The sequence below is a fragment of the Nocardioides rotundus genome, from assembly GCF_019931675.1.
Classification (GTDB): Bacteria; Actinomycetota; Actinomycetes; order Propionibacteriales; family Nocardioidaceae; genus Nocardioides; species Nocardioides rotundus.
Genome location: NZ_CP082922.1, coordinates 754,434 through 766,901, shown reverse-complemented (window position 1 = coordinate 766,901; position 12,468 = coordinate 754,434). Strand labels below are relative to the sequence as shown.

The window sequence follows — 12,468 nt, the reverse complement described above, 5'->3', positions numbered from 1 at the left end:
GGGCCGCAAGGGTCGGCGTACCGTTTCGTCCATGACCACTGCAGCCGACGCCTTCACCGCCCTCTTCGACCGGATGCCCGCCCTGGTGCGCGACGCCGTGGGCGACCTTGCCGCCGACGACCTGGCCCGGCGCCTGGACCCGGACGCCAACACGATCGCCTGGCTGGTCTGGCACCTCGCGCGCGTGGAGGACGATCACGTCAGCAAGGCCGCCGAGGCGCTGGGCCGCGACGACCTGGCCGAGCAGGCCTACGTCGCCGATGGGTTCGCCGACCGCTTCGGCCTGCCCTTCCCGACCGAGGCGCACGGCTACGGCATGTCCAGCGAGGAGGTCGGGCAGGTGCGCGCGCCCGGAGACCTGCTGGTCGCCTACTACGACGCCGTGCACGAGAAGACCGGGGCCTTCCTGGGCACGCTCAGCGACGACGACTGGGAGCGGGTCGTCGACACCAGCTGGACCCCGCCGGTCACCCTGCTCGCGCGGATCACCAGTGTGGCGAACGAGGTCGCCCAGCACGTCGGGCAGGCGGCCTTCGTCCGCGGGGTGATCGAGCGCTCGTGAGGAGTCTGATCGGCGTCACGGGGCCGCCGGGCGCGGGGAAGTCGACGTACGCCGACGCGCTGGTCGCCGCCGCCGACGAGCCGGCCGTGGTGGTCCCGATGGACGGCTTCCACCTGGCGGACCGGGTGCTGCGCTCGCTCGGCCTGCGCGATCGCAAGGGCGCGCCGGAGACGTTCGACGCCTGGGGCTATGCGGCGCTCCTGCGGCGGCTGCGCCCCTCGCCCGACTCCCCCGGCGCCCCCGGGACCGTCTATGCGCCGGCCTTCGAGCGGGAGTTGGAGCAGCCGCTGGCCGGCGCGATCGCGGTGCCCCCGTCGGTCACGCTGGTGGTTGCCGAGGGGAACTACCTGCTGCTGGACCGGCCGGAGTGGCGGGCGGTGGCCGCGGAGCTGGACGAGGTGCGCTACCTCGACCTGGACGACGACGTACGTCGCTCCCGCCTGGTCGCCCGGCACGTGGAGTTCGGCAAGTCGCCCTCGGACGCCGCCGCCTGGGTGGAGCGGGTGGACGAGCCCAACGCCCGCCTGGTCGCCGCCTCCCGCGGTCGGGCGGACCTGGTCGTCCCGTCGTCGTGAGCCCGGGCCCTCGCTCAGCGGACCTCGAAGACGTCCGGGAGCCGCAGGTCGGCCCAGAAGCGGGTGGCGTGCTCGGGCGCGAGCCGCCGGGCGACGAGGACCAGCCAGGCGGTGAGCACCATGCCGTGCGTGCCGACCACCAGCACGCCCTCGGTCGCCTGCGCGGCGTGCCGGTCGATCGCGTCCTCGAACCGGTCGGCGGCCTCCTGCTGCGTCTCCCAGCCGGCGTGCCGCTCGTCGATCCGGCCGTCGACCCAGGCGAAGCGGCCGGCCTGGAAGTGCTCGCCGAAGGGCTCAGCCTCCCGTCGTACCTCGCTGAAGCCCTCATCCTGCAGCACCGGTACGGCGCCCCGCGCGGCCAGCTCCAGCGTCTCGCGCGCCTTGGTCTCGGTGCTGGAGACCCACAAGCCGGAGGGCAGGCGCTCGTGCAGGGCCTCGGCCGCCACACGCCCCTCGGCCGACAAGGGCCACCGACGCGGGTCGGCGTCGGGAGTCGCCGCGGGGTCGGCATGCCGGACGAGCACCACGGTGATGCCCTCGCGCGACATGGCAGCAAGGTACGCCCCTCCGGTATCGGCCCCCGATTCAGGTGCCAAAGTCTGATGACATTCGAACTTATGCTCGCGTATAGTCAAACCATGCTGCTCCCGCCTCCCCTCACCGCTCCGCCGGCACCGCCCGGCGGAGCAGTCGAGCTGGACGAGCTGGACGCCACTGCCACTCTGGCCGCCGCCACCGACAACCTGCGGGCCCGCCGGCTGGCCGAGGTCGAGGAGCTGCTGGTGGTGCTGCACTGGGCCGACCTGCATTCCGAGGACCCCCGCGAGGGGCCGGACGGCGAGTTCCAGCGGAGCATGGGCAACGTGCTGGTCCAGCTCGGCGGCGACGGCACACCGGGCGTGCAGGACTTCTGCCTCGGCGAGCTGGCGATCGCCCGTGGCACGGGCGTCGTCGCGCTGCGCAACCTGATGGCCGACCTGCTCGACCTCCGGCACCGGCTGCCGCTCATCTGGTCGGCCGTCCGAGCCGGCGAGTGCGAGTCGTGGGTCGCCGGCAAGGTGGCCCGGCTCTCCCGGGCCCTTCCCGCGGACCGGGTGGGGCTGGTGGACTCCGCGATCGCGCGGATCATCACCCGCGAGTCCGCCGGGCGGGTGATCGAGGTCGCCGAGGCGAAGGTGATCGAGGCCGACCAGGACGCACACGCGGCCCGGCTCGAGGAGGCCCGTCGTCAGCGCTTCGCGCACGTCGGCCGCAGCGACGAGCACGGGCTGCGCACTCTCGTGGCCCGGGTCACCGCCGGCGACGCCGCCGCGATCGACGCGGTGATCACCCGGGTCGCGGAGATCCTCCGCCCGCTCAACGAGGAGGCCACCAGCGACGAGCTGCGCGCGGAGGCGATCGGCTACCTCGCCCGACCCACTGAGCTGCTCAGGCTTCTGCTGGAGCACCTTGAGCCTCCGGAGCAGCAGGACGAGCAGCCCGAGGGTGAGCCCGAGCCCGAGCTGCCCCGCGCCCTGGCGTTCCCCGCCGACCTGCTCGACGCGCTGCGCTCGGCCGACCTGTCCGCCCTCCGACCGCGGTCGGTCCTCTACGTGCACCTGCACGAGGCCGCGGTCGGCGATCGGGCCGATGCGGTGGCCCGCGCCGAGGGTCTCGGTCCGGTGCTGGTGAACCAGCTCGAGGAGCTGCTGCGCCACCACCGGGTCACTCTCACTCCGGTGATCGACCTCAACGACCGAGTGAGCACGGCCGCCTACGAGCACCCGGAGTCACTCAAGACCCGCGTCCACCTGATGACCGGCGGCGACTACTTCCCGTTCGCTGCGGGCCGCAGTCGCCGGGTCGACTACGACCATCCGACGCCCTACGACCCCGATGGGCCGCCCGGCCAGACCGGGGACCACAACTCCGGGCCCCTCACCCGCACCCATCATCGATGGAAGACCCATGCCGGCTATCGCGCGCGACAGTCCGGTCAGGGCCGCTATGCCTGGCTCACCCCGCAGGGACGTGGCTACCTCGTCGACCACACGGGCACGCGCGAGATCGATCCCGAGCATGCCCGGATGATCATCGAGGCACCCGCGGGCGTGGACATCTACCCGGGTGGCCCGGAGATCGACATCACGGGCTATCAGCAGACTCCTCAGCGCTGAGCGCGTCGGCGCAGCCCGACGACGGTCCCCGCGACCACAGCCAGGAGAGCGACGCCCCCACCGATGAGCCAGGGCAGAACACGACCCTCGTCGGCCGCCTCGGGCTCACTCTCCGCCGCCGAGGGTTCCGGCTCGACCCCGGCGGGATCGGTCGCGATCGAGGAGGGGTACCGCTTCCACATCCGATCCGGCCCCTTCATGAACGGGTTCTCATCGGGCCACACGGTGGGGTCGTTGGCCAACAATTCACTCGTGTCCGGCAACCCGAACCCCGTCTCGTACCAGGTCAGCTTCTCCTTCTCCGACCCCGCACGAGCAGTGTTGTGCAACAGATGCTGCACCACCTGATTCGCCGTCGCGTCCGGATACTTCTCCCGCACCATCGCCGCCTGACCGGCCACCATCGGCGTCGCGAACGACGACCCCCACCACCGGCCATCCTCACTCGACGGCAACCCATCGGCGTTCGGCACCAAGATGTCATCACCCGGAGCGGCGAACTTCGGCTGGAACCAGAAAGGGGACGCCGAGTCCGGATCCAGGTCCTTGGCCGCATAGATCCCCGGCCTCGGCTCACCCTGCCGATTCACCGACGTCATCCCCACCACACCCGGCATCGCACCCGGAGGTAACAGAACCTCATCGTCCCCGGCGTTCGGCATCGCAGCCACGATGACCGCCTGGTTCTTCTTCACACCCTGCTCAACGGCCGCGATCAGTGACCCCGACATCCGACTCCGCGACACCGACAGCACATCTGCACGACGCAACGCGTTTTCATAAGTGGCTTCCTCAGCGCCGGGCTCACAGTCAAAGCTGCTGACCGACCGCGGCGCCTTGATGTCGTAGAACAGGATCGTCGCGTCCGGCACCATCCCCAGCATCGCGCTGCCCGGACCATCCGTCCCGACCCCGTTGCCCACCAACAACGACACCATCGCCGTCCCGTGGAACGCCGCCTCACCCTTCTCCGGCACCGCCCGACGATCCCGAAACTGCTGATCGAACCCCAGACACGGCGAACGCATCATCCGGATATCCGCACCCCGCAACTGCGGCTGCGAGAGATCCAACCCGTCATCGAGCACCGCGATCGTCACACCCTTGCCCGTCGCCTGCCGATGCGCCGCCGGGATCTCCATCCACTTCATCCACCAGTCCGCGCGGAACTCACCACCCGCACGCGAGTCCTCCGCGGCCGACACCGGCGCGACGCCACCCGCGACACCCGCACCGGCCACCACCGCAGCCGCGACCAGCAACGCCGCGGACCGGCGCACTCGACTCGTCCCCGTCCCCGAGACCCGCACCGACCTCACCCCTTCGTCCGAGAAGCGTGCAGGCCGGGAGGGTAACCCACGAACGCCTCAGCCGAGGTCGAGAACCATCACATGCAGCCCGACGTAGCCGTGCCGCTCGGACCGGAAGGCGCCGGGCACGGTGCCGACGATCCGGAAGCCCAGCGACTCCCAGAGCCGGACGGCCGCGGTGTTGGTCTCGACCACGGCGTTGAACTGGATCGCGCGGTAGCCCTGGTCGCGGTGCCACCCGACGACGTACTCGGCCAGCTGTCGCCCGACCCCGCGTCCGCGGGCCGCCTCGGCGACCATGAAGCTCGCCGTGCCGACGTGGTCGCCCCGGCCCGGTCGGTTCGGCCCCATCTTGGCGGTTCCGAGCACCACACCGTCCTCGACCAGCACCACCGTCTGCCCGGGCGCGTCCTCGACCCACAGCGCCCGCGCCTCGTCGCTGGTCAGGTCCTCGGGATAGGCGTAGGTCTCCCCCGCCGCGACCGTCGCGGCGAAGATCGGCCAGACCTGCTCCCAGTCGGCGTCCTCGATCGGGCGGATGGTCACAGGCCGATGCTCCCGTCACTCACGAGCACTCACTCCACCGGACGGCAGTCGTTGCCGCAACCGGTCTGCTCCCCCGCGGCCTCGGGCGCGGGAGGCCCGTCGGAGTGCGACGCCGGACGGTGGAGTACGGCGGTCGCCGGCGTGAAGCGGATCGCCTCGCCATCCCCCTCGGCGCTGCCGTCGACCAGCAGCGTGTAGCCCTTCGGCTTCAGCGGTGGGAAGAGCAGCGTCGCGGCCGGGTTCTCCGCCAGGTTCGCCAGCGACCCCCGGCTCCCCGGGAGCTCCAGCACAGCGCCCTCGAACGCCCGCGGATCCACCGTCACCGCCTTCACCTGCCCGCCGCCGCTGGTCAGGAGGTAGCCCGACCCGAAGGAGCGCAGCGTCTCCGCCAGCCGCCCCAGCTCCACCGGAATGCTCATGCTGGGCAATCTAGCCCGTCAGGACACCCAACGCTCCCCGGCGGGGACCGGCACGACCGCGCCTCCGGTCAGCCCGGCGACGGTCGCGGTCAGCCCCGCCTCCTCGCCGGCGGGCACGCCGACCAGGAGCCGGACCCGCTCGGCGTAGTCGACCGACAGCACGGCGACGCCGCGCGCCCGCAGCTCCGACTCCACCCGCCCGGCGTCCGCGTGGTCCAGCACCAGCAGCTGCTCGCGCAGCAGCGTACGACGGAGCGTGCCCGCCTCCTCCAGCCCGGCGCGTACGGCGTCGCCGTACGCCCGCACCAGGCCGCCCGCCCCCAGCAGCACCCCGCCGAACCAGCGCGTCACCACCGCGACCGTGTCGCTCACCCCGGCGCCGCGCAGCACCTCCAGCATCGGCGCCCCCGCGGTGCCCGCGGGCTCGCCGTCGTCGCTGGAGCGCTGCACCGACCCGTCCGCCCCCAGCACGAACGCCGAGCAGTGGTGCCGCGCGTCCCAGTGCTCGCGCCGCATCCGCTCCACCACCGCCCGCGCCGCGGCCTCGTCGGCGACCGGCTCGAGCGTGGCCAGGAAGCGCGAGCGCTTCACCTCGATGCTCGCCTGCGCGGCGCGCGCGAGGGTGAGGTAGGAGACCGGCTCAGGGGCCACGCGCGGGCTCCGGCGGCTCCGCGGCGGCTGAGCCGTCGGAGGGGGTGGAGCCGTTCCCGTTCGCGCCGTTGGGATCGAAGGTCACCTGGATCCGCTCCCAGCCCTTGTGTCGCTGCGCGCGGGCGTAGGACGCATACGCCCGCCGGTCCGCGTGCGTGGGCTGCACCGCGTCGGTGAAGGGGGTCAGCAGGGCGCGGGGGTAGAGCCGCCGGGCCACCACGACGTTCACCTCGATGGACAGCATCGCCATCACCGCCCCGATGAAGATGAAGCCCACCAGCCCGAGCACCAGGCCGAACGTCTTGGTCATCGAGCTGGTCCCGACCAGCACCCGGTCGACGTAGTAGGTGCCGCCGTACTGCAGCAGCTGCCACAGGATCGCGAGCGTGAAGCCGCCCGGGGCGGCGCGGCGGAAGCTGCGCTGCCCGGCCGCCGCGACCCGCAGCAGCAGGGTCAGACCACAGCCGACGACCAGCACCGTGACGATCGGGATGAGCATCCGGATCCCGGCGTTGATCTGGCTGCCGAACACCTCGGTCGCGCTGAGCAGCGTGGTGACCACCGTGACCGCCAGCAGCGAGGTCCCCGCGGTGGTGAGCAGCATCAGCGTCTTGAGCCGGGAGTAGAACGGGTTCGGTCGGCTGTTGCGCGGCACCGACCAGGCGACGTGCTGGGCGTTCTGCAGCGCCTGGCCCAGCCCCATCGAGCCGTAGAGCGCGGCGAGGAAGCCGACCGCGATGCCGAGGAAGGAGCCCTGCAGGCCCTCGGGCCGGCCGAGCTCGTCACCGATGATCGGGAACTGCGAGAGCGCCGAGTTGAGGATCGCGTCCTGCCACTCCGGCCGCCCCTCCAGCACCAGGCCGAGGATCGAGCTGCCGAGCAGCATCAGCGGGAAGATCGCCACGAACGCGTAGTAGGTCAACGTCGCCGCGAGGAAGTTGCCCTGGTCGTCGAAGAACTTGTAGATCACCGCCAGCGGCAGACCGATGACGGGATGACGACGTTGGAACCCGTCGATCCGCTCCACCACACCCATGGGCCGATTGTCCCTCACACCTCACCAGAATCCGGCGAGGCCACCGCCGATCCGCACCACGAACGCGGCGACGACCACCAGGAAGAACACCCGCACGAAGGCGGCGCCCTTCGCGACCGCGACCCGGGCGCCGACGTAGCCGCCCACGATGTTGCACACCGCCATCACCAGGCCGACCCGCCACATCACCGCGCCCATCGGCAGAAACACCACCAGGCTGCCCAGGTTCGTGGCCATGTTCGCCAGCCGCGCCTTGGCCGAGGCGTCGAGGAAGGAGTAGCCGAGCAGCCCCACCAGCGAGAAGACGAAGAACGACCCGGTGCCCGGCCCCAGCGCGCCGTCGTAGAACCCGATGATCACCCCGGCCAGCATCGCCAGCGTCACGTGCCGCCGCCCGGTGAAGCGCAGCCGCGTCGCCTCCCCCAGCGACGGCTTGAACCACACGTAGGTCCCGACCAGCACCAGGGCCGCCAGCACGATCGGGTCGAAGACCGACCGCGGCAGCAGGCTCGCCACGAGGGAGCCGCCCACCGCGCCGGCGAACGAGCAGGCCATCAGCGGCCCGAAGGTGCGGGGGTCCGGCCGGATCCGGCGATAGTACGTCGCCGCGCTGACGGTCGTACCAGCCACCGCGGAGATCTTGTTGGTCGCCAGCAGCTGGACCGGCGCGGCCCCCGGGAAGGCCAGCAGCAGCGCGGGCAGTTGGATCAGCCCACCGCCGCCGACGACGGCGTCGACGAAGCCCGCGGCCACCGCGGCCAGGCCGAGCCACAGGAGCGGCTCGTCCACTCAGCCGCCCCCGCGCAGGAGTCGCTCCCGCTCCGCCTCCAGGCTCGCGAGCCGGCCTCGGGCGGCAGCAGTACGGCGACCCAGCTCCTGCCCCGTCGCCGCCAGCGCCGAGCGCAGCTGCGCCACCCGGGCCGCGGCCTCGCCGATCCGGTTCTTCACCGCCCAGTCGCTGAAGATGTTGTCGAACCAGACGTCCAGCGCACGCGACATCGAGGTGATGCCGATCTCGCCGACCGAGCCGATCCCGACGTCGGCCAGCTCGGCGGCCAGGCGCGCCAGCGCCGCGTCGGCCTCCCGCATGTGTACAGCGGCCCGGTCCAGGTTCTGGTGCTTGGCCATGTCGCCGAGCATCCCGCCGCCGAGGAAGGTGTCGTAGGTCGCCCAGCCGTCGGCCCGGCCCAGCAGCTGGGCGGCCTGGTCGAGCCGGGCGTCCGCCTCCCGCGCGGCCGCGGTGGCCTCACCGAGCTCGGTGAGCTCGCCCCGCACCGTGCCCGCCTCGTCGGCCACGGCGGTGAGTCGCTCACTGGTCTCCGCCGCGCCCGGGTCGGCCCCGATCTCCGCCTCCCGCGCGGCCAGGGCGTCGCGCTGCCGGGCGTCGAGGTCGCCGAAGCCGGCGATCCGCTCCTCCAGGGAGCCCAGGTCCCACTCCTCGCGCGCCACCCGCGAGCGCGCCTCCGCGACGGCGTACTCCGCCGCCTGCGCCTCGGCACGCTCCCGGTCCAGGTCGCCCGAGCGCGAGCCGCGCAGCCCGGCCAGGATCCGGGTCATCGACATCGACTCCAGCCGCTCCACGTCCCGCTGCTCGGCGCCCAGCCGTTCAGCCGCCGCCGAGGCCGCGGCCCGCTCCTGCTCCAGCCGCTGCCGCACCACATCCACCTGGGTCCGCAGCCCGTCGCGCTCCCGGCGCGCCTGTGCCACCCGCTCCAGCTCCGCCAGCGCCGGCGAGGCCGGCGGCTCCCCCGTCTGCTCGCTCATGACGGCACTCTAGGGCCTCTCAGGAGCCGGCGAGGTAGGCCAGCAGGTCCTGGCGCGTGACGACGCCGACCGGCTTGCCGTCCTCGTGGACCAGCACCGCGTCCGCATCCTCCAGCAGGCCGACCGCGTTGCGGGCCGGCTCGGTCGAGCCGATCGTCGGCAGCGGCTGGGACATGTGCTCCTCTACGGAGTCGGTCAGCTTGGCGTCGCCGGCGAACAGCGCGTCCAGCAGGGTGCGCTCGGACACCGAGCCCGCCACCTCGGCGGCGACCACGGGCGGCTCGGCCCGGACGACCGGCATCTGGGAGACGCCGTACTCCTGCAGGATCGCGACCGCCTCGGCGATCGTCTCGTTCGGGTGGGTGTGCACCAGGTCGGGCAGCTGCCCCGCCTTGCCGCGCAGCACCTCCCCGACGGTGCGCGAGCCCGAGTCGCCGGCGCCGGTGGCGAAGCCGTATTGCGCGAGCCACTCGTCGTTGAAGACCTTGGTGAGGTAGCCGCGGCCGGAGTCGGGCAGCAGCACGACGATCACCGCGTTCTCGCCCTCGGGGGTGCCGCGCAGCTCCTCGGCGACCTGGCGGGCGGCGTAGGCGGCCATCCCGGCCGAGCCGCCGACGAGCATGCCCTCCTCGCGCGCCAGCCGGCGGGTGAAGGCGAAGGAGTCGGCGTCGGAGACCTCGATCACCCGGTCCGCGACGTCGCGGTCGTAGGTCTCGGGCCAGAAGTCCTCTCCCACGCCCTCGACCAGGTAGGGGCGTCCGGTGCCGCCGGAGTAGACCGAGCCGGCCGGGTCGGCGCCGATCACCTTGACCTCGGGGTTCTGCTCCTTGAGGTAGCGGCCGACGCCGCTGATCGTGCCGCCGGTGCCCATGCCGGTGACGAAGTGGGTGATCCGCCCGTCGGTCTGCTCCCAGATCTCCGGCCCAGTGGTCTCGTAGTGCGAGCGCGGGTTGTTGGGGTTGGAGTACTGGTCGGGCTTCCAGGCGCCCGGCTCGGCGGCCAGCCGGTCCGAGACGCTGTAGTAGGAGTCCGGGTGCTCCGGGGCGACGGCGGTGGGGCACACGACCACCTCGGCGCCGTAGGCCCGCAGCACGTTGCGCTTGTCCTCGCTCACCTTGTCCGGGCACACGAAGATGCAGCGGTAGCCGCGCTGCTGCGCGACCAGCGCCAGCCCCACCCCGGTGTTGCCGGAGGTCGGCTCGACGATCGTGCCGCCGGGCTGCAGCTCGCCGGAGGCCTCGGCCGCCTCGATCATCCGGGTGGCGATCCGGTCCTTCACCGAGCCGCCGGGGTTCATGTACTCGATCTTCGCGAGCACCATCGGGCCGGCCTCCGGATCGGCGTCCGGAGCCAGGTCCAGGGTCCGGTTCAGCCGCACCAGCGGGGTGTCGCCGATCAGCTCGAGCAAGGAGTTCACATACTTCACGGTCCCCAACCTATCGAGTCGATGGGCCCGTAGGCTGGCCGCGTGGGGAAGGTCGCAGCAGCTCGCAGACTCGCCTCCGCCGCGGCCTACGGCGGTGGCGGCCTGTCGGTGCTCGGCGCGGGCCTGTACGGCGTGCTCCGGGCTGAGGCCAGCCTGGCCCGCCGTACCATCGGCGAGCCGGCGGACGTGCCTCCCCCGGACGCCACCGGGTGGTACGGCCGGGGCCGCCCCGGGCCCGCCCTGCGGATCGCCCTGCTCGGCGACTCCAGCGCCGCGGGCTACGGCGTGCACTCGGTCGAGGAGACGCCGGGCGCGGTGCTCGGCTCGGCGGTCGCGGGCCGCGCCAACCGGCGCGTGCACCTGCGTGAGTACGCCGTCGTGGGCGCGCGCAGCTCCGACCTCGCGGTGCAGGTGGACCGGGCGCTGCCCACCGAGCCGGGCGTGGCGCTGATCTTCATCGGCGCCAACGACGTCACCCACCAGGTGCTGCCCTCGCAGTCGGTGCGCTCCCTCGCCGAGGCGGTCCGGCGCTGTGTCGAGGCCGGCACCCAGGTGGTCGTCGGCACCTGCCCCGACCTCGGCACGATCCGGCCGATCGCGCCGCCGCTGAAGCAGGTGGCGCGGCTGTGGTCGCGGCGGCTGGCAGCGGCCCAGACCATCGCCGTGGTCGAGGCGGGCGGGCGCACCGTGTCGCTCGGCTCGATGCTGGGGGCGGAGTTCGACGCCGCCCCGGCGCTGCTCTTCGGCCCCGACCGCTTCCACCCCTCGGCCGACGGCTACCGCAAGATGGTCTCCGCCGTCGTGCCCTCGGTGCTCGCGGCGCTGGGCTTCGCCCCCGACGAGGAGGCACAGCCCATCACGCTGCGGGGCGAGGCGGTGCTGCCGGTCAGCACGGCCGCGGTCGAGGCGGCCCGAACCCCGGGCACCGAGGTCGACGGCACCGAGGTGGCCGGCTCCCAGCGCGGGCTGCGTGGCCGCTGGGTGGCACTACGACACCGCCGCCGGGGCCCGGAGTCGAGCTCGGAGTCCCCGGCGGCGGCCGAAGAGGACTAGCCGGTCGCTGGTCAGTCCTGCTGGAAGATCGCCAGGATCCGCAGCAGGTTGGTGTAGATCCAGACCAGGCTGACGGTCAGCCCGAAGGCGACCCGCCAGGACTCGCGCTCCGCCAGGCCCGCGGCCACGCCGCGCTCGGCGAAGTCGAAGTCCAGCAGCAGCATGAACACACCGAGCACCAGGCCGGCGACGGCGAAGAGCAGCCCCAGGGCGCCGTCGTCGAACAGACCCAGCCCGTTGCCGAACATCCCGAGCACCATCTCCAGCAGACCGAGGGCCACCATGCCGAACATGGCGGAGACCACGAACTTGCGGAACTTGTTGCTCACGGTGATGTTGAAGAACTTGTACGCCGCCAGCGTGCCGGCCAGGGCCGCGAAGGTGCCGAGCACCGCCTGCACGACGATGCCGCCACCGAACTGGGCATCGAAGAACTTGCTGAACGCGCCCAGCGCGACGCCCTCGGCCGCGGCGAACGCGAGCACCAGGCCGGGGCTGATCACCCGCTTGAACGAGTTGACCAGGGACAGGACGAAGGCGGCACCGCCGCCGACGAGCATGGCGCCGTAGAGCATGCCGGCGGTCTGCGCGGACACGTCGCCGACCAGCATCCACGTGGCCGCGGCGAAGACGATCACCGTCAGCAGCGTGATGCCGGTCTTCTGCACCACCGAGTCGATGGTCATCCGGCCCTGCTCCTGCAGGTCCGGGTATCCGGGCTGGCCGCCCTGGGTCTGGTAGGGGTCGGGCTGGCCGTAGGGGTTCGCCTGGCCGTAGCCGCCGTACGCCTGGCCGTTGCCGGCGTAGGTGCTCTGGCCGTTGAACTCCGGCGAGCGGTTGAACACCGGGTTGTTGCTACGCATTGGTCTCTCCTTGGAGGCCGTGGTTCCCGGGGCAGGCCGCCCCGTTGCGCTCACTCTATCGAGCGTCACTCATCTCAACGCGCGAGACGCGATAGATGTTCCCATTC

General features: G+C 72.4%; 14 protein-coding genes. 4 read left to right on the top strand and 10 right to left on the bottom strand.

Translation table 11 applies throughout. From position 1 onward, the window contains the following. Positions 1-31: 31 nt before the first annotated feature. Positions 32-562, top strand: coding sequence for a mycothiol transferase (locus tag K8W59_RS03655; protein ID WP_223397399.1), 531 nt, complete (start codon positions 32-34; stop codon positions 560-562). Further along, positions 559-1,137 carry a nucleoside/nucleotide kinase family protein gene (locus K8W59_RS03650; protein WP_223397398.1) on the top strand — a complete coding sequence of 193 codons (579 nt, stop codon included), beginning with the start codon at positions 559-561 and terminating at the stop codon, positions 1,135-1,137. The genes K8W59_RS03655 and K8W59_RS03650 overlap by 4 nt, the downstream gene beginning before the upstream one ends. Before the next feature lie 14 nt (positions 1,138-1,151). Here the strand turns inward: K8W59_RS03650 and K8W59_RS03645 are convergent, their stop codons facing one another. Further along, positions 1,152-1,685 (bottom strand): histidine phosphatase family protein, encoded by a 534-nt coding sequence (locus tag K8W59_RS03645; protein ID WP_223397397.1) that lies wholly within the window; start codon positions 1,683-1,685, stop codon positions 1,152-1,154. A gap of 90 nt (positions 1,686-1,775) precedes the next feature. On the opposite strand from K8W59_RS03645, the gene K8W59_RS03640 reads away from it, so the two are divergent. Further along, complete coding sequence (locus K8W59_RS03640; RefSeq protein ID WP_223397396.1) at positions 1,776-3,293, top strand: hypothetical protein; 1,518 nt, start codon at positions 1,776-1,778, stop codon at positions 3,291-3,293. Here the strand turns inward: K8W59_RS03640 and K8W59_RS03635 are convergent. The 8 genes from K8W59_RS03635 to K8W59_RS03600 form a co-directional block, all read right to left on the bottom strand. After that, entirely contained in the window at positions 3,284-4,573 is a 1,290-nt protein-coding gene (locus K8W59_RS03635) for a S8 family peptidase (RefSeq protein ID WP_223397395.1), read from the bottom strand. The two genes, K8W59_RS03640 and K8W59_RS03635, sit on opposite strands and share 10 nt — an antisense overlap. 87 nt (positions 4,574-4,660) lie before the next feature. Then, positions 4,661-5,149: a GNAT family N-acetyltransferase gene (locus K8W59_RS03630; protein ID WP_223397394.1), complete on the bottom strand. Its 489-nt coding sequence runs from the start codon at positions 5,147-5,149 to the stop codon at positions 4,661-4,663. Positions 5,150-5,178: 29 nt separating this feature from the next. Continuing rightward, positions 5,179-5,568, bottom strand: a complete 390-nt coding sequence (locus tag K8W59_RS03625; RefSeq protein ID WP_223397393.1) for a pyridoxamine 5'-phosphate oxidase — start codon at positions 5,566-5,568, stop codon at positions 5,179-5,181. An 18-nt stretch (positions 5,569-5,586) separates the two neighbouring features. Beyond that, positions 5,587-6,219, bottom strand: coding sequence for a YigZ family protein (locus tag K8W59_RS03620; protein ID WP_223397392.1), 633 nt, complete (start codon positions 6,217-6,219; stop codon positions 5,587-5,589). Then, positions 6,209-7,255, bottom strand: coding sequence for a YihY/virulence factor BrkB family protein (locus tag K8W59_RS03615; RefSeq protein WP_223397391.1), 1,047 nt, complete (start codon positions 7,253-7,255; stop codon positions 6,209-6,211). The genes K8W59_RS03620 and K8W59_RS03615 overlap by 11 nt, the downstream gene beginning before the upstream one ends. A gap of 21 nt (positions 7,256-7,276) precedes the next feature. Beyond that, the gene (locus tag K8W59_RS03610; protein ID WP_223397390.1) at positions 7,277-8,044 is read right to left on the bottom strand and encodes a TSUP family transporter; all 768 of its coding nucleotides are present in this window, start codon (positions 8,042-8,044) and stop codon (positions 7,277-7,279) included. Beyond that, on the bottom strand, positions 8,045-9,019 hold the full coding sequence (locus tag K8W59_RS03605; protein WP_223397389.1) for a hypothetical protein: 975 nt from the start codon (positions 9,017-9,019) through the stop codon (positions 8,045-8,047). Positions 9,020-9,038: 19 nt separating this feature from the next. Next, positions 9,039-10,445 carry a cystathionine beta-synthase gene (locus tag K8W59_RS03600; RefSeq protein ID WP_223397388.1) on the bottom strand — a complete coding sequence of 469 codons (1,407 nt, stop codon included), beginning with the start codon at positions 10,443-10,445 and terminating at the stop codon, positions 9,039-9,041. 42 nt (positions 10,446-10,487) lie between these two features. On the opposite strand from K8W59_RS03600, the gene K8W59_RS03595 reads away from it, so the two are divergent. Further along, positions 10,488-11,498, top strand: a complete 1,011-nt coding sequence (locus tag K8W59_RS03595) for an SGNH/GDSL hydrolase family protein (protein ID WP_223397387.1) — start codon at positions 10,488-10,490, stop codon at positions 11,496-11,498. Between the two features lie 11 nt (positions 11,499-11,509). On the opposite strand, the gene K8W59_RS03590 is transcribed toward K8W59_RS03595, so the two are convergent. Further along, positions 11,510-12,361, bottom strand: a complete 852-nt coding sequence (locus K8W59_RS03590) for a Bax inhibitor-1/YccA family protein (RefSeq protein ID WP_223397386.1) — start codon at positions 12,359-12,361, stop codon at positions 11,510-11,512. Positions 12,362-12,468 lie beyond the last annotated feature (107 nt).

Bases quoted from the DNA above. Each gene is read 5' to 3' on its own strand.
- K8W59_RS03655 (WP_223397399.1), top strand. From the start codon at position 32: ATGACCACTGCAGCCGACGCCTTCACCGCCCTCTTCGACCGGATGCCC.
- K8W59_RS03645 (WP_223397397.1), bottom strand. From the start codon at position 1,685: ATGTCGCGCGAGGGCATCACCGTGGTGCTCGTCCGGCATGCCGACCCC.
- K8W59_RS03640 (WP_223397396.1), top strand. From the start codon at position 1,776: ATGCTGCTCCCGCCTCCCCTCACCGCTCCGCCGGCACCGCCCGGCGGA.
- K8W59_RS03625 (WP_223397393.1), bottom strand. From the start codon at position 5,568: ATGAGCATTCCGGTGGAGCTGGGGCGGCTGGCGGAGACGCTGCGCTCC.
- K8W59_RS03615 (WP_223397391.1), bottom strand. From the start codon at position 7,255: ATGGGTGTGGTGGAGCGGATCGACGGGTTCCAACGTCGTCATCCCGTC.
- K8W59_RS03605 (WP_223397389.1), bottom strand. From the start codon at position 9,019: ATGAGCGAGCAGACGGGGGAGCCGCCGGCCTCGCCGGCGCTGGCGGAG.
- K8W59_RS03590 (WP_223397386.1), bottom strand. From the start codon at position 12,361: ATGCGTAGCAACAACCCGGTGTTCAACCGCTCGCCGGAGTTCAACGGC.